We start from the raw sequence: 16,318 nt of genomic DNA on the forward strand, positions 1-16,318 counted from the left end.
CGGGGTCCGTGAAGTCTGTGAATCGGGCCGCAGGCCCCGGTCGCTGACCGGGTGAAAAGCACAACGACGGCAGGAGGGAGGCCCCATGATCTCAGGCGAACGTACCGGTCTCGTCCTGATGGGCGGCGGCGCACGTGCCGCGTATCAGGTCGGCGTGCTCGCGGCGATTGCCGCGATTCAGCGCGAGGTCCTGCCGTCGCGGCGGGCGATCCCATTTCCCGTGGTGTGCGGCACTTCCGCCGGCGCGATCAACGCGGCCGCGCTTGCTTCACATGCAGACGACTTTCAGCACGGGGTCATGAAGCTCGACGCCGTCTGGCGGCAGTTCCACGCGGGGCAGGTGTTCCGCGCCGATTCGCTGGGCATGGCGGGCACCGGCGCACGCTGGCTCGCTGCCCTTTCTTTGGGCTGGGCATTGCGCCGTTCGCCGCGCTCGCTGTTCGACTGGTCGCCGCTCGCCGACATGCTGCGTCAGGCGATTCGTCTCGACCGCCTGCCGGAAGTGTTCGCGTGCGGCGCGCTCGAAGCCCTGTCGGTCACCGCGCTCTCGTATTCGTCCGGCAAGCATGTGACGTTCTATCAGAGCGCCGAACCGATTCAGGCGTGGAAGCGTTCGTTGCGTCTGGCCCGTAATGTGCCGCTGACGGTGGAACACTTGCTCGCCTCGAGCGCCATTCCGTATCTGTTTCCGGCGATCGAACTCGATCTGGACGGACAGTCCGAATACTTCGGCGATGGCTCCATGCGTCAGATCGCGCCGCTCAGTCCGCCGATCCATCTGGGCGCGACACGCGTGCTCATCATCGGCGCTTCGCACGGGCAGTACGGACTCGACAGCAGTGGCGAGCGTATCGGGGGCTATCCGAGTCTGGCGCAGATTGGCGGGCAGGCGCTCGCGAGCGTGTTCATCGACGGATTGTCGGCGGATCTGGAGCGATTGCAGCACATCAACAATGTGCTGCGATACGTGCCCGAAGCGCAGCGCGAGTCGAGCGGATGGCGTCCCATCGACACGCTGCTGATCTCGCCGAGCCAGCGACTGGAGCCGATTGCCGCGCGCCATCTGAAACAATTGCCGCGTGCGGTGCGCACCATGCTCGGCGCCATCGGCGCCGACGCCGAGCGCGGCGCGGCATTCGCGAGCTATCTGCTGTTCGAATCGGCGTACACTCAGGAACTTATCGCGCTGGGAGAGGCGGACGCTTACGCACAGCGCGACGCGATTGCCGCGTGGCTCGTCGCCGAAGCGGACGGCACGAGCCCGCTCGACGACGTCGAGGCCGGTGCCGTCGGCGGCGCTGCGCCCCCGGCGAACTCGCCGCTGTCGGTCGATCCTGCCGCCGCCGTGGCCGCATCGGTGGATACCGGCAAACCGGCCGCGTGAGCGCGCGTTTTCATTGCTTTGCCAACCCATGTCGAAACCTGTCTCGTCGAGTGTCGCTTGTCCCTATCCGTCCACGTTCTGGCGTGATCCGTCGTTGCCGTTCATCGAAGCGCGCGAAGTGCTCGACGGACGTCGCGTGTGCTACGCGTTGCATAGCCACGAGACGTTTTCCATCGGCGCGGTCACCGGCGGACGCAGCACGTATCTGAACGGCCGCGCGCGCGAGACGGTCGGGCGTGGCAGCGTCGTCGTGATGAACCCGGACGCGGTGCATGCATGCAACCCCATCGGCGATGAGGCGTGGGCGTATCGCATGCTGTTCGTCGACACGACGTGGCTGCGCGATCTCCAGCGCGAACTGGGGTTTTCGCATGGGCGCGATCTACACCTGTTCGACCCGATGTCGTCGAACGATCCTGCGCTGTACGAAGGTCTGAACCGGCTCTACGACGTGTGTACCGACGCGTCGCGCGATACCCTGGAGCGCGAGGGTGTCGTGCAGCAGTTCTTCATCGATGTGCACGAGCGGTTGAATCCCGCACCGACGCCGATGCGCGACGATTCACAAAAGCTCAACCGCGCGGCGGAGTTCATCCGTGCGCATTGCCGCGAAGCCCTGACGCTCGCGCAGATCTGTGAGGCGGCGGGGCTCTCGGCGTCGTACCTGACGCGTTCGTTCCGCGCGCAGTATGGCCTCACGCCGCATGCCTTTCTCATGAATCAGCGGATTCAGTACGCCCGGGCGCGCCTGCGTCGGGGACATGCGATTGCGGCGGTGGCGCTCGATGCCGGTTTCGCCGATCAGGCGCACTTCCAGCGCACCTTCAAACAGTTGCTTGCCGCCACGCCCGGCCATTACCGGGAGCCGCGCGCGGCCTGAGCTGTCACCCTGCCGCGACGAGATAGACGGCGCTGCCTGCCAGTAACGCGGCCATTACCCGGTTCAGATGGCGCACGCGCCTGGGGTGGCGCATATGATGGCGCAGCATCGCCCCCGCCGCCGCCCAGCATCCCACCGACAACCAGCACACGACGAAGTAGATCGCCGCGAATTGCCAGATGCGGCTGGCGTCGCCACCGGTGTAGGCGCCCATGCCCGCCAGCGCGGCAAGCCAGGCCTTCGGGTTGAGCCATTGCATGATGGCGCCGTGCGACATCGACGGGCCACGTTGCGGGTCGGCGTCGCCGAGTTCGCCGTCGTCGACCGCCAGCTTGTACGCCATGTACAGCAAGAACGCGACGCCGAACCACTGAATCGCCCGCATCAGCGCCGGCACGCGTTGCAGCAGTTCGTAGACGCCGAAGCCCACGGCGACGAGCAACACGACGAACCCTACCGTCGCGCCGGTCACATGGCGCAGGCTCGGCACGAGGCCATAACGCGCGCCCGAACCGAGCGCCACGACATTGACGGGACCAGGGGTGATGGAAGCGGCCAGCGCGAAGGCGGCCATCGAATAGAAAAGTGTCATCGGAATCCTCGTTGCAAGCACGTGCGCAGCGGGGGCTCAGTGCTGGATTCCGACTGTAGACGGGGATGTCTGCGGCGTATTGAAGAAAACTGCCCTCGGATCATCGACGGTGGCGACGAGGCGCCGTGTCCGGCGTCGGAGGACAAGTCGGCGCAGATCTCGCGGGAAAAGTTAGCGGAAAAGTCGATGACGCAGCCACCGTATCAGGCGGCCAAGCAAGGGCAGTTTCAGATAGAGATCTTCCGTGGCGTCCCAATAGTCGCGCTGGTAGGCGACGCGCCCGTCCACGGCAAGGCGCAAATGCGAGGCGCCGTGGATGACTTGTTCGTCGTCGAGCCAACGCCTGGCGTGGAAGTGGAGATTCCACACGATCAGCGCCTGATTGTGTTGCAGCAACTGGGCGGTCACTTCGATGCGCGGCACGTCAAGGCGCTCGAACAGATGCGTGAGCAGTCCGGCGACTTCGGCGGCGCTGCGAACTTCGTGAAGCGGTGTCTTCACGTAGACGTTGGGCGTGTAGAACTCGCCCAGATTGTCGACGCTCTGACGCGTCAGGGTCTCGACGTAGTGTGTAAGGCGTGTGAGCGCTGCCGTGTGGTCGATTTCCATAGATCCATAGGCGACGAGTCCGGGCGCGGGTCAGCGGGCGTCGCTGATCAATTCCGCGCGAAGGTCGGGCGCGCTGGTGCGCGGGTCCAGCCAGATAGCGAAGAAGGCGCGCCCGAAGGCGTCGCCTGCGATCTGGCCAATGAGCTTGCCGTCGGAGAAGAAGCGCGTGCCGTCGCCCGGTCGGAAAACCCCTGTGATGTGCTGTCCTGCCGATACGTCGGGCAGAATGCGGGCGAGCTCGTCGGCCCAGCGCTGCCTTTCGGCCTCGGTCCCCACTTGCAACTTGCTCATCTCGATCAGACTGCGCTGCACGAGCGTGCGCGACTTGAAACTACGTGCGTAGCGCACGTCGAGGACCAGAGGATGGGCGCTCCAGTTCGGCCCGACATGCTCGGCGCCGACGAACAGCGCTGCGTCGTAGAGATGGAAGCCCATTCGCGAGAACGATCCTTGTCCGACCAGATGGGCGGCGGGAACCTCCTGCGAGGCCAACTGGCCGGCGTCGAACGCCTGTGCGACGGGCGCTGCCGCGACCGCCATCAAAAAGCAGACGGTGCGCAGCCATACGGCAAAAGCGGGGCGAAATGCCTGATGTGTCAGGCGCGCCCGGCTTGCCCGATGTGCTCGAAGTGCCATGCTCGGCTCCTTATCGCGCAAGGATTCAGTCGAGTCGGTGGGCCCGTCGGGGACGTCCGGCTGCGTCGGCCGGGCGTCTGCCCATCATACGTGTTGCGTAATTGCGACTGAGAACTATCCTCAAAACAGGCGGATCAGTGCCGGATAGGGCGTCGCAAACGCGTAACCAATGTCTCTGGAATGCCGCCAGAATGTTTCCAGCGTAGACCATCGGACGCCACTCGCGCAGGCCCGAGGCACAAGGAAATACCCTGATCTGCGCCGCCGTACAGGGTACGAATCGCCGTCGACAGCGCGTCGGACCGTCGTTCCACAGGGCGACAACAAGGGGGGCGTCACGTGTTCGGGAAAGCCCGTCGCCCTCTTGAGCTTAGGGGCTTGGCATGACAATTTGACTCGCGTCAAAATTACGACGCATTACCGTCACGTGCGTGTCAAACGTCACGGTAATGAAGGGGAATTATGTTATGATTCAAGAGTTTGCCCATATTTTAGTAGGGTCGCTCTAAGCCATATCGCCAGGATGCGGCCAGATTACAGGCGTGAAATCGCCGTCCTTATGCGACGGCAGGGTTCAAGACGTGGAACCGGACGGCGGGGGCCGACCGTGACACGCTCACCGTTTTGTCTGTCGAAATTCGGCGTAAACTTTCACAATACTATCTTGAGTCCTGGTGTAAGGTCTCGCGACCTTGGGGGTAATTGAAATGACCGAAATGCTGTATCCCGAACTGTACAAGTCGCTGGAGGCAGTGCGTTGGAACATGGAGAAGGACATTCCGTGGGACAAGTTCGACGCGAGCCAACTCACCGACGATCAGGCGCGCACCATCAAGATGAATGCGATCACGGAATGGGCGGCGCTACCGGCCACCGAGATGTTCCTGCGCGACAACCGTGACGACAGCGATTTCTCCGCTTTCATGAGCGTCTGGTTCTTCGAAGAGCAAAAGCATTCGTTGGTGCTCATGGAGTACCTGCGCCGCTTCCGCCCGGATCTCGTACCGACCGAGGCAGAACTGCACGCCGTGCGCTTCCCGTTCGATCCGGCGCCGCCGCTCGAGACGCTGATGCTGCACTTCTGCGGTGAAATCCGTTTGAACCACTGGTATCGCCGTGCTGCCGAGTGGCACACCGAGCCGGTCATCAAGCACATTTACGAAGTCATTTCGCGCGATGAAGCCCGTCATGGCGGCGCTTACCTGCGTTACATGAAGAAGGCGCTGACGAACTTCGGCGATAACGCACGTGCTGCGTTCGCGAAGATCGGCGTGCTGATGGCTGCGGCGCGCCGCACTGAAAAGCCGCTGCACCCGACCAATCTGCACGTGAACAAGGAACTGTTCCCGAACGACACGGTGCAGTCGCGTCTGCCGGAGCCGGAGTGGCTCGAGCACTGGCTCGACGAACAGATCAAGTTCGACGACAGCTGGGAAAAGAAGGTGGTCGAGCGCATTCTGCACAACATGTCGCTGCTGTTCGAGCGTACGTTCGCGACGGCGCAGGACCTGAACCGCTACCGCAAGGAAATCACCGTTCGCCTGGCGGCGGTGGCTGCACCGGCACCGGCCGTGGCGGCATCTGCCTGAACGGGCGTCGGCGCGAGCCGAGCGTTGCGGTATCAGCGAAAAAGGGGCTTCGGCCCCTTTTTTGTTGGTGCGTCGTGGGACAATAGCGACCATCAGCGCTCGTGCTGCGTTTCCAGCGCCAGGTGCGCCTACTTCGATCGATCGTCATGTCATCTTCCCAAGTCATTCCCCAGGCCGACTTCGAGGCCAAGATTCTTTCGCGCGAAGCGTTGGCCGCGCTTGCGCCGACGTTGCCGCGTCCGCTCGTGTTCACCAACGGTGTGTTCGACATTCTGCATCGCGGGCACGTAACGTATCTGGCGCAGGCGCGTGCGCTCGGCGCGTGTCTGGTCGTCGGGGTGAATACGGACGCGTCGGTTCGTACCCTGGGTAAGGGCGATGATCGCCCCATCAACAACGAGAACGATCGTGCCGCCTTGCTCGCGGCGCTGCAAAGCGTCGACTACGTCGTGACGTTCGGTGAGACGACGCCCGAAGCACTCATCGCGGCCGTGCGGCCCGACATTCTCGTCAAAGGGGGCGACTACGACATGGACAAGCTTCCCGAGTCCGCGCTGGTGCGCGGCTGGGGCGGCAGGGCGCTGGCGATTCCGTTCGAACACCAACGCTCCACGACGTCGCTGCTCAAGAAGGTGCGGGCACAATCATGAATCTGGCGCCTCTCGTTGAAGTCACGCGCGGCGCGAATGGCGTCGATACGGTCGAATGCGTGCACTACGGTTCGGTCGCAGTTGTCGACGCGCAAGGCCGCCTGCGATACGCCGCCGGTGATCCTTCGTTCCTCACGTTCTCTCGCTCCACGCTCAAGCCATTTCAGGCGCTGCCATTCGTGGAAGGGGACGGCGTCGCGCATTTCGGACTGTCGCAGGCGGAACTGGCATTGCTGTGCGCCAGCCATTCCGGCGAATCGTTTCACGTGGATGGGGTGAAGCGCCTGCTGAACAAGGCGGGCTGCGATGAGCACCATTTGCAGTGCGGCTGCCACGTGCCGACGTTTTACTCCGCCACCGGCAAACGTGCACCTGCCGATCTGAAGCCGACGCCGCTGCACCACAATTGTTCGGGCAAACACGCGGGCTTTCTCGCGTATTGCGTGCAGCATGGCCTGCCGCTCGACAGTTATCTCGACCCGAACCATGCGCTGCAGCAGAAGATTCGCGCGCGCGTGGGCGATGTCGTGGGTGTCGATGGCGGTGCGTTGCCCCTGGGTATCGATGGATGCTCAGCGCCCAATTACGCGCTGCCGCTCGACAAGCTGGCAGCGGCGTACGCGCGGCTCGCCGCGAGCGACGAGGCCGCGCTCTCGACGCTGTTTGCCGCCATGACAGCGCAACCCGAGATGGTGTCCGGCACGGCGCGCAACGATCTGGCGTTCATGCGCATGGCGCCGGGCGACTGGGTGGCGAAGATCGGCGCAGACGGTGTGCAGACCATTGGCGTGCGCTCGGCCGGACTCGGTATTGCGATCAAAGTCGTCGACGGCAATATGCGGGCGCTTTACACCGCAGCCGTTGCGGTACTCAAGGCGCTCGGTCTCGTGACCGTACCCGAGGATACCGGTCTGGCCCCCTGGGTCGCCCCAGTCGTCAAGAACGCGCGTGGCACGCGCACGGGCGTAGTGCGCCCAGTAGTGGAACTCAGGCGCGTGTCCTGACCGGTATTGGCCGACGACGAACGACGAACGACGAACGACGAACGACGAACGACGAACGACGAACGACGAACGACGAACGACGAACGACCAACGACCAACGACCAACGACCAACGACCAACGACCAACGACCGACCATCTATGGCGGCATGGCATTCGCAACGACATCGAGAATGATGCCAGCCGCCAGCCGCCAGCCGCCAGCCGCCAGCCGCCAGCCCCCAAGCCCTACCACCTGCGATGGCGGGGCAGGGCAGGCGGCTAATGCACGCCGGCGGGTGGACTACCTGCCGGTGTGGGGCAAGCCTTGACCAACTGTGCCGACCATTGCTGGGTGACAACCCCGCGGACTTGCGTCGCCGCGTTCGCATTGATACCCGCGATGCGATAGATAATTCGGCTCCTGGCATTCGGTCTCTCGCTCAACTGCGGCGTGAGGCCCTTCTTTTGCGCCGCCGCCATGAGGCGCGTCGCACGATCCTTGTCATTGAACAGGCCGAGCGAGACGACAAGCGTTGAGCCCTCGTCGTTCACAAGAAAGTACTCCGTCACGCCAGCCGCGCGCAGTTGCGCCACCTGCTTGTCGGCAGCGGCCTTGTTGGGCACGGCATCGAGATGCACCCAGTACCGCTTGTCGACCGAGATCGACTGAATATCGCCTTGCCCCGCCGGGAGTGCCGCGAGAAGCAGGCCCCGCGCTTGTTGCGCGTCCGCCGCCGCGAACGGACCGACATCGAGGCAGGTGGAGGCCGTCACGGCGGCGGCGGCTTGCGACGCGCCGGGCTCGCTCGACACCGCGCCGGGGGCTGTTGTGGCAAGGGCGTGGCTCGCTGCGGCCTCGACGGCGGATGCTGCCGAGGCCGTCGCCTCGGTGCCGCTTGCGCCGCCGGGAGCTTCGGAGGTCCCGGGGGATGCGCTGGCCGCACTGGCTGATGTCGGGCCACTGATTTGCGCACCGGTCAGGCGAACGCGCGTGGGGTCGACCTGTGTCGTGACACGTGCCGGTTCGCGACCGGTGTCGGGCAGCACGTCACGCCATTTCAGCCAGCCCAGTTGCACGGCGACCAACGCTGCATTCGCAGCAAGAAACATGACGAGCAATAATGCGCGCAACATCTCAGACGCCTCCGTCCGCATGCCCGGCGTCGCGTGATTTGCTTGCCGGGGTATCAGTTGTCGTATGGGTTGTCGTAGCGGCCGTCGTGTTGGCTGCCCCATGAGGTGTGGCGGGGGATGTGGCGGAGGGGTTGACGGACGGCGTGACGGCGTCACGCGCCGCGGGTCCGGCGCCTGGCGACGCTTCGGCCGCTCGCAGCGCAACTTCGTAAAGTCCCGCAGTCACGAGTTGATCGTGTTCGGTGAACGGCAGCGTCAATGCATGGGCGAGCGCATGACGTGCGCCGCCCGACAGCACACAGCGCACCGTTGCGCCGAGTTGCGATTCCAGTTGTGCGTGGCTGCGCTCCACGAGACCGGCCTGCGAAGCGGCGCATCCCCGAAGAATGGCTTCCGCGGTGCTGCGCGCGAAGGCTTGTCCGCCCGACGGCGTAGTCGCCTCTATTGTCGGCAACTGTGCGGTGCCTTGCGCCAGGGATTGCAGCATCAATGCCGGACCGGGGGCAATCAGCCCGCCGAGATATTGGCCGTCACTGCGCAGCGCCTCCACGGTGGTGGCAGTGCCCAGGGTGACAATCAGCAAATGTTCGTCCGGCCATGCGGCGTGTGCGCCGATAAGACTGGCCCATCGGTCGCTGCCGAGTTGCGACGGCTCACGGTAACCGTTGCGAACGCCCGCGCCCGACTCGCTCGCCTGCAGAACTTGCAGCCAGTCGGCGGACGCCATGCCCCACAAGGTCTGCAAGGTCATGCGCACGGCCTGTTCGGCCGCTTCCCCGGCGACATTCGTCAGCCACACGCCAGTGGGCGCAGGGCAGACGAAGTCGTCGTCCTGCGTGCTGCGACCTGCCTGACCAAGCGCCAGCGGCGCGGTATTGGGGAAAGGGTGCCGGTCGCTTCGGCGCCTATCGGCGGCGGAAACACCCGAGGCATCGGCGTCGTCGGCGTCGTCAGCGTCGTGGGAGGCGCCAGCGGCGCCAGAGGCGTCCGGGACGTTCGAACTCAGCGTTGCCCACCCGGCGCGAATCTGCGTGGCAAGCAATCGCCACTGCGCGTGGTCCACGGCACCGCTGGCCAGAAACGATGGCGCCGCCGCGCGCCAGTTCGCGGGCCGTGTTGCGGGCGCCAGTGCCCACTTGATCCTGCTGTTGCCCGCGTCGACGAGCAACCAGGGGGCGGCGCTCGTGCCCGTGTTCTGTGTCTCGTGCGACGTGAGCGTCGGTTGTGGGGATGTCTGCCATGATTGGCTCATTCGCGAACTCCCCCAGCGCCCGATGCCCCAGCGGCCGACGACGGATCGAGCAATCGCACCGAGACTTCGCCGCTGGCAATCGTGCGTTCGCCTTCGTCTGTCGCTACCCGCAGACATCCGTGGGAATCGACGCCAAGCGCGACACCGTGCAACACGTCGCGCCCCTGTTCGATCACGCGAATCGACGATCCTCCGTAGGCATGCATGGCTTCCCAGTCTTCGCGAAATGCTGCGAACCGTTGCGCCGAGAACCGTTCGAGCATCGTGGCCAGACGTTGCACCAGAGCGATGAGGACCGATGACATGTCCGGTTCCGCGAGCACCGATTCCAGGGCCGCCGGCGGTGTGGCGGGAATCGTCGGAGTGGTGGGGAGCGTCTCGGTAGCGGCGCGTGCCCGGTCAACCGAGGGGGCGGACGCCGCAGGCGTCGCGAGGGGTGCCCCGAGACCCGACGAGGCCGATGCGCTCGCCCCAGCGGCAGCGCTGTCGATGCGCGTCGCCACATCGCCCGCGTGTCGAAGATTGACCCCGATGCCGATGACGACCCCGATGCGGCCTGGTCCTGCCGGCACGGTCTCGATCAGAATGCCTGCGAGCTTGCCGCCACGCAGCAGCACGTCATTAGGCCATTTGAGGCCCAGCGCCTGCGGTGCAGACAAGGGCAGGTCGGAGAGCCCCTCGACGACGGCAACCCCTGTCGCGAGCGACAACCCCGCCAGTTCGGCCGGTCCACCGGGCATGACGTAGGCGAGTGAAAAGGTGAGGCTGTCGCCGGGCAGGCTTTGCCAGACGCGTCCGCGCTGACCACGTCCTGCCGTCTGATGCATCGCTGCGCGCACGATGGGAGCGCACGAGACGTCTTCGCGCAGCCGTGCAAGCAAGTCGAGATTGGTGGAGCCGGTGGCGTCGACGACTTCGACCTGCCAGCTCCTGCACGACGTGACCAGACGGGACCGTATGCGCTCGCCGTCAAGCTCACGCGCGGGGGCGGCCATCGACGACATCGGCCCTCCGCTGGACTGGCTTTCCGGCAGGGCGGAAGGTGTCACGGCGCCGGGCGTGTCAGGAGTAGAAGATGCGGCGTTATTCATGGCTGCTATTGTAGCGGCGAGGCTGGTGCTGCGCCGGGCTGTCCTGCGTCGGATCGCGCATTTCGGCATGATCCGGGGCGTGCATCGGACAATTCCGGCGGGTTTTCAGCCCGCGCCGGGTTGCCATCGACAGGTCGCACCTGTACCGTACAATGACCGCGTTTTGCTGGATTCATGCCGGATTCCGGCCAGTTTGTCGTCAGGAGATCCAACGTTTTGAACCTCGATGCCGTTCCCACTCTCGAGCTGACCACCTCGGCGCAAGGCCCTGTGGTCATGCTGCGCGGCCTGTGGACGGCGCTGGCGCTCTCGCAGCGCAAGAAGACGCTGCTGGGACTGGTTCGCGCCCTGCCTCGCGGCGAACTGGCGTGGGATCTGACCTGTGTCGAACGTCTGGACCACGTCGGTGCGCAAGCGCTATGGCGCTACTGGCAACGCAAGTATCCCCAACGCATCGCACTCACCCCCACGCAGCGCGCATTGTTCGACCACCTCGCCGAGTTCGACCGCACGCGGCAGAGCCCGGTGCCTGCGCGTCGCGTCGACCCGGTCAGCCGTCTGGGCTACTCGCTGTTCACCCTCGGCGAACATCTGCGTGACGGCATCACGATGTTCGGACGTTTCGTGATCGACCTCGGTCGCGTCGTCCGACACCCCGCGCGCGCGCCATGGCTGGAAATGTCCGCGAACATTTACAGCGCCGGCACCCGCGCGTTGGGGATCACCGCACTGGTGGCGTTTCTTATCGGCATCGTGCTGTCCTATCTGTCCGCCCAGCAACTGAAGTTGTACGGGGCAAGTACATTCATTGTGAATATTCTGGGCCTGGCGGTGATCCGCGAACTCGGCCCCGTGCTCTCGGCAATTCTCGTGGCCGGACGTTCCGGTTCGGCGATTACCGCGCAATTGGGTGTCATGCGCGTGACCGAGGAACTCGATGCCATGCGCGTGATGGACATCCCGCATGGCCTGCGTCTGGTGCTGCCCAAGGTCATCGCGCTGGCCATTGCCATGCCGCTTCTCGTCATGTGGACGAACGTGGTCGCCCTGCTTGGGGGCGCGATCGCGGCAAAGTACGAACTCGGCATCGGGCTGCATTACTTCTTCACTACGCTGCCCAACGCCGTTCGCATCGCGAACCTGTGGATCGGTCTCGGCAAGGGCATTGTCTTCGGCATGTTGATCGCCCTGGTGGCGTGCCACTTCGGCATGCGCGTGAAGCCCAATACCCAGAGTCTCGGCGAAGGCACGACGCAGTCGGTCGTCACGTCGATTACGGTCGTGATTCTGGCGGATGCCGTTTTCGCCATTCTTTTCCGTAACGTGGGGATCGGCTGATGAGCGATTCCACTGCGCGCGTTTCATCTGCATCATCTCCTTCGCTCGCCTCCGCGGCCGTGCCGTCGCAGGGTGGCGATGTGTTATTCGGTGCATCGGCCAGTTGCCCTCCGGTGTCCTCAACGTTGCCGGGTGAAGCGCAACCGGTCATCGAAGTTCGCGACCTCACCAAGCGTTACGGCACGCACACGATCCACGAGCATCTGGATCTCACCGTGCGCCAAAGCGAGATCATCGCGCTGGTTGGCGGATCGGGGTCGGGCAAGACCACACTGATCCGACAGATCATCGGACTGGAAGCCCCCACGAGCGGGCACATCAGGGTGTTTGGCCACGACATCACGATGATCGACCGTCGCACTGCGCACTTGCTGCGCCGTCGCTCGGGCATGCTGTTCCAGCGTGGTGCGTTGTTCTCGGCGATGACGGTGTTCGACAACATTGCCCAACCCTTGCGCGAGTTGCACACGCTATCGGAAGACCTGATTCGCGACGTCGTGATGTACAAGCTCGAGATGGTCGGGTTGTCGGGGCGTATGGCCAACCGCATGCCGTCCGAGTTGTCGGGAGGCATGATCAAGCGTGTCGGTATTGCGCGCGCCATTGCACTGGAGCCGGAGCTGCTCTTCCTCGATGAGCCGACGGCTGGTCTCGACCCGCAGGCGTCCGACGAATTCGTCGACATGATTCGCGGCCTGCATCGCTCGCTCGGCCTGACCGTCGTCATGGTCACGCACGATCTGGATACGGTGATGATGCTCGCTACCCGCGTGGCTGTGCTGGCCGAGCGTAAGGTGCTCGTCAATGCGCCGGTCGAAGATGTGGTGTGTGTCGATCATCCGTTCATCCACACCTTCTTCCTCGGTGAGCGTGGCAGACGCGCTTTGCTGGCCTTGCCTGCGGCACGACGCGCCAAGATTTCGGAGTTACTCGACGATGGAAAATAAATCGCACGCTTTTATGGCGGGCCTGTTCACACTGCTGTTGCTCGCTGCCGTTGCCGCTTCGGTGTACTGGTTCAATCGCGACAACCGTGTGCGGGTGCCTTACGACCTGGTCGCGACTACCAACGTGACAGGCCTCAATCCCGAGTCGGCGGTGCGCTATCGCGGTCTTGCTGTCGGCAAGGTGGAATCGATCAAATTCGATCGGCGCAAACCCGGGCAGATTTTGATTCGCATCCTCGTGAACGAAGGCACGCCGATGACCCGGTCGACGTTCGCCACGCTGAGCTACCAGGGGGTGACGGGGCTGGCGTTCGTGCAACTCGACGATGACGGACACGACCGCACGTTGTTGCCGTCCTCGGAGACACAGGTCGCACAGTTGCGGTTGCGTCCGAGCTTCGTCGACGAACTCCAGCGTCGCGGGAACAATCTCGTGCATCAACTGGAAGAGGCGACGTCGTCGGTCAACAAATTGCTAGCCCCCGAAAACCGACAGGCGATTCTGGATTCGATCAACAGCGTGAAGACGGCCGCCCAGAGCGTGAATCGCGTGGCCACGCAACTGGAGCCCGTCACGAAGCAATTGCCGGAGACGGTGCGCGAGTTGAACGGTACGCTCGCGGGCGCGCATCGCCTGACGAGTCAATTGACCGATCCGCAAGGTCCGCTCGTGCGCAATCTGGATAGCGTGGGCCGCGCGGCCGATCAGGCGACGTCGAGTCTTGCCGCCTTCCAGGGCACGATGCAGACGTTCGAAGGCTCGCTGCAACAGGAAGCGCTGCCGCGTTTGAACCGGCTCTCCGACGATCTGCGCTTCACCTCGCAGGCAGTCGGGCAGGCCGCCGAGACGATCAACCGCAATCCGCGCGCGCTGCTGTTCGGCACAACGCCGCCCCCGCCGGGACCAGGTGAGACCGGTTTCACTTGGCCGGGCGCGACGAGCGGGGCAAGTCAGTGAGGCGCGACACCGTCATGCAAGGGGATATCGACATGGGTGGACCGAACGGATGGATGGCAAGGGCTGGGGCGGTCGGGCTTGACGACACGAACCGCACGTTCGACGGGACTGGGGCAACAACGGTGAACGAACTGAACACGACGACGAGGAATTCGGTGAACCCCAAGCGTGGATTCAACGCACGGCTGCGCGGTGTCGCGCAGTGCACAGCCAACGGTTCGGTCCGTGACGCTGCCAGGCGCGCGGCTACGGCGGTCCTGACGGCATTGGGCATGGTCACGGGGACGGCTGTCCTGGTGGCCGGTTGCGCCGCCCCGGCGCCGTCCGCTTCGCTGGCGCGCTTCGACCTTGGCCCGCCCACGATTCCTGCGTCGGCGCTTGTCGGCACAAACGGCCAGAGCAGCGGCGAGGGGGCGAGCGTTCCGGGCAGCGTGAATGGTGCGAATGGCGTGAATGCGCCGACATCCGATGTCGCCGCTGCCAGTACGCCGCAGCTCTCGCCGCTCAAGGTCGTCGTCAATGCGCCGAGCTGGCTTGACTCCGACATGATCTATTACCGTCTGCCTGCCAGCGAGGGCGACCAGGCGCGCGTGTATGCAAATAGCCGTTGGCTGTCTTCGCCCGCACGGCTGTTCGGGGATCGTCTGCGCGCTGCCCTGGCGGTCGATCGGGTCGTGCTCGCCGCAGGGGACCCTGCAGCGGCGCCTGCGCTGCGCGTCGACATCGAGGAGTTTGCGCAGTACTTCGACAGCACGTCGGCAAGTCACGGCGTAGTGCAGGTTCGGGCGACGTTGTTCGATGGCCCGAAACTGCTTGCCCAGACCACGCTTCGCGGGCAGGCCCCCGCGGCTACGGCGGATGCGGCCGGCGGCGCCAAGGCGCTCGCATCGGCAAGCGACACCGTGCAGCGTCAATTGATTCAGTGGCTCGCCGGCCGCGTGCCCGCCCCCTCGGCCACGACTCGCGCACCGGCGCAAACGCGCGCATTGCCGGCAGCGACGTCGTCAGCGTTGCCGCCTTCGACTGGCGCGCGCGCCGCGGCACCGTCGCGATAGCGGGCTGTCTCGCCCATGCCCGAGCAGAACATCAAACCCTGGCAACGACGCGCTTCTCCGCTCACGCGTCAGGCACTGCTGTGTCTGATTCTGCTGGTGGCGTACGCGAGTCTTTATCCGTTCGAATTTCAACGCGCCGCCGTCGGCCCTTTCGACTACCTGTTCGCGCCGCTTCCGCGCTGGATGACGATGTTCGACGTCGTGACCAACGTGCTGGGCTACGTGCCGCTCGGTGTGCTGACGGTGCTGGCGCTGCACCCGGCGTGGCGAGGTACGCGTGCGGTGCTCGCCGCCTTCGTGCTTGGCGCACTGCTCTCTTGCGGCATGGAGGCGTTGCAGACGTATCTGCCGACGCGCGTAGCGTCGAACGTCGATCTGGCGACGAACGCCCTCGGCGCGCTCATCGGTGGTGCGATTGCTGTGCCGCTTACGAGCCCGCTGCTCGATCGCGGGTGGCTCAGGCACCTGCGTTTCGCGTGGTTCGAACGGCATGCGAGTCTGCTGCTCGTGTTGCTCGCGCTATGGCCCTGGGCGCAAGCCTATCCCCAGCAATTCCTCTTCGGTGACGGCGATCTCGTGCGCCAGATCTGGCTTTGGCAGGACCCCGACATCACCGATCTGGTGCTCGATTGGGTGCCGAAGCTCGGAGAACTGCAGGACTATCTGTCGGCGCTCGACGCGGTGGCTAGCCACGCGTTGTGGGAAACGGTCGTCACGGCAAGCGGCACGGTACTGGCCGGCTTGCTCGCGACGCTGGCGATGCGTCGCTCGGCGCCGCGCGTGCCGCTGTTGTGCGCCATGTTCATCAGCGCGTTCGCGATCAAGGCGATCACTTCGGCATGGCAGTTTTCGCCGTCGCAAGCGTTCGACTGGGTGACGGCGGGAGCAATCTACGGGCTGATCATCGGCGCGCTGGTGCTCGCGGTGGCCGGGCGCGGGCCTCGCTCGCTTCGCGGTGCGCTCGCGCTGGCGGCGCTCGTGGTGCTGCTGGTCTTCGTCAATCTTCTGCCCGCCAACCCGTATTACGAGGCCGCGCTTCAGTCATGGCGGCAGGGGCAGTACGTGCACTTCAACGTGCTGGCGCGCTGGCTCGCCTGGACCTGGCCGTATCTTGTGCTGATCTACCTGCTCGCGATGTTCGATCCCAGCCATCACGGGCCTGCACGTAGCGTCGGCAAGCAGCGCTGACGCTGAGCGCCATTCGCTTTCACCGGGCTGT

16 protein-coding genes are annotated in these 16,318 nt (G+C 64.7%); 10 read left to right on the plus strand and 6 right to left on the minus strand.

Features of this window, described 5'->3' with window-relative positions:
• The first annotated feature begins 85 nt into the window (after window positions 1-85).
• The gene (locus tag UC34_RS02290) at window positions 86-1,384 is read left to right on the plus strand and encodes a patatin-like phospholipase family protein (protein WP_044453638.1); all 1,299 of its coding nucleotides are present in this window, start codon (window positions 86-88) and stop codon (window positions 1,382-1,384) included.
• Window positions 1,385-1,412: 28 nt separating this feature from the next.
• The gene (locus UC34_RS02295; protein WP_044453640.1) at window positions 1,413-2,264 is read left to right on the plus strand and encodes an AraC family transcriptional regulator; all 852 of its coding nucleotides are present in this window, start codon (window positions 1,413-1,415) and stop codon (window positions 2,262-2,264) included.
• A 4-nt stretch (window positions 2,265-2,268) separates the two neighbouring features.
• On the opposite strand, the gene UC34_RS02300 is transcribed toward UC34_RS02295, so the two are convergent.
• The 3 genes from UC34_RS02300 to UC34_RS02310 form a co-directional block, all read right to left on the minus strand.
• Complete coding sequence (locus UC34_RS02300; RefSeq protein ID WP_044453642.1) at window positions 2,269-2,856, minus strand: LysE family translocator; 588 nt, start codon at window positions 2,854-2,856, stop codon at window positions 2,269-2,271.
• A 171-nt stretch (window positions 2,857-3,027) separates the two neighbouring features.
• On the minus strand, window positions 3,028-3,465 hold the full coding sequence (locus UC34_RS02305; RefSeq protein ID WP_044453644.1) for a nuclear transport factor 2 family protein: 438 nt from the start codon (window positions 3,463-3,465) through the stop codon (window positions 3,028-3,030).
• A 30-nt stretch (window positions 3,466-3,495) separates the two neighbouring features.
• Entirely contained in the window at window positions 3,496-4,101 is a 606-nt protein-coding gene (locus UC34_RS02310; protein ID WP_084070308.1) for a chalcone isomerase family protein, read from the minus strand.
• A 716-nt stretch (window positions 4,102-4,817) separates the two neighbouring features.
• Between UC34_RS02310 and UC34_RS02315 the strand changes: the two genes are divergently transcribed.
• From UC34_RS02315 to UC34_RS02325, 3 genes are all read left to right on the plus strand, one after another.
• Window positions 4,818-5,690: a ferritin family protein gene (locus UC34_RS02315; RefSeq protein ID WP_174556777.1), complete on the plus strand. Its 873-nt coding sequence runs from the start codon at window positions 4,818-4,820 to the stop codon at window positions 5,688-5,690.
• 146 nt (window positions 5,691-5,836) lie between these two features.
• The gene (gene rfaE2, locus UC34_RS02320) at window positions 5,837-6,340 is read left to right on the plus strand and encodes a D-glycero-beta-D-manno-heptose 1-phosphate adenylyltransferase (RefSeq protein WP_044457649.1); all 504 of its coding nucleotides are present in this window, start codon (window positions 5,837-5,839) and stop codon (window positions 6,338-6,340) included.
• Window positions 6,337-7,344: an asparaginase gene (locus tag UC34_RS02325; RefSeq protein WP_044453648.1), complete on the plus strand. Its 1,008-nt coding sequence runs from the start codon at window positions 6,337-6,339 to the stop codon at window positions 7,342-7,344. Before rfaE2 ends, UC34_RS02325 begins: the two co-directional genes overlap by 4 nt.
• Window positions 7,345-7,603: 259 nt before the next feature.
• On the opposite strand, the gene UC34_RS02330 is transcribed toward UC34_RS02325, so the two are convergent.
• From UC34_RS02330 to UC34_RS02340, 3 genes are read right to left on the minus strand one after another with little or no spacing between them, the layout of a single operon-like run.
• Window positions 7,604-8,458, minus strand: a complete 855-nt coding sequence (locus tag UC34_RS02330) for an SPOR domain-containing protein (RefSeq protein WP_044453650.1) — start codon at window positions 8,456-8,458, stop codon at window positions 7,604-7,606.
• Window position 8,459: 1 nt separating this feature from the next.
• Window positions 8,460-9,710 carry a type III pantothenate kinase gene (locus tag UC34_RS02335; protein ID WP_052810866.1) on the minus strand — a complete coding sequence of 417 codons (1,251 nt, stop codon included), beginning with the start codon at window positions 9,708-9,710 and terminating at the stop codon, window positions 8,460-8,462.
• A complete protein-coding gene (locus UC34_RS02340; RefSeq protein WP_063389809.1) occupies window positions 9,707-10,801 on the minus strand; it encodes a biotin--[acetyl-CoA-carboxylase] ligase in 1,095 nt (364 codons plus the stop codon). Before UC34_RS02340 ends, UC34_RS02335 begins: the two co-directional genes overlap by 4 nt.
• A gap of 216 nt (window positions 10,802-11,017) precedes the next feature.
• Between UC34_RS02340 and UC34_RS02345 the strand changes: the two genes are divergently transcribed.
• Genes UC34_RS02345 through UC34_RS02365 form a run of 5 tightly spaced genes read left to right on the plus strand, consistent with a single transcriptional unit; the run spans window position 11,018 to window position 16,287 of the window.
• Window positions 11,018-12,139 carry an MlaE family ABC transporter permease gene (locus tag UC34_RS02345; protein WP_044453652.1) on the plus strand — a complete coding sequence of 374 codons (1,122 nt, stop codon included), beginning with the start codon at window positions 11,018-11,020 and terminating at the stop codon, window positions 12,137-12,139.
• Window positions 12,139-13,086 carry an ABC transporter ATP-binding protein gene (locus UC34_RS02350; protein ID WP_084070313.1) on the plus strand — a complete coding sequence of 316 codons (948 nt, stop codon included), beginning with the start codon at window positions 12,139-12,141 and terminating at the stop codon, window positions 13,084-13,086. The genes UC34_RS02345 and UC34_RS02350 overlap by 1 nt, the downstream gene beginning before the upstream one ends.
• Window positions 13,076-14,044 carry an MlaD family protein gene (locus UC34_RS02355; RefSeq protein WP_044453656.1) on the plus strand — a complete coding sequence of 323 codons (969 nt, stop codon included), beginning with the start codon at window positions 13,076-13,078 and terminating at the stop codon, window positions 14,042-14,044. The genes UC34_RS02350 and UC34_RS02355 overlap by 11 nt, the downstream gene beginning before the upstream one ends.
• A 14-nt stretch (window positions 14,045-14,058) precedes the next feature.
• Window positions 14,059-15,099: an ABC-type transport auxiliary lipoprotein family protein gene (locus UC34_RS02360; protein WP_052810868.1), complete on the plus strand. Its 1,041-nt coding sequence runs from the start codon at window positions 14,059-14,061 to the stop codon at window positions 15,097-15,099.
• Between the two features lie 15 nt (window positions 15,100-15,114).
• Complete coding sequence (locus UC34_RS02365; RefSeq protein ID WP_044453658.1) at window positions 15,115-16,287, plus strand: VanZ family protein; 1,173 nt, start codon at window positions 15,115-15,117, stop codon at window positions 16,285-16,287.
• Window positions 16,288-16,318: the final 31 nt, after the last annotated feature.

It is taken from the genome of Pandoraea vervacti (assembly GCF_000934605.2).
In the GTDB taxonomy this organism is placed as follows: Bacteria; Pseudomonadota; Gammaproteobacteria; order Burkholderiales; family Burkholderiaceae; genus Pandoraea; species Pandoraea vervacti.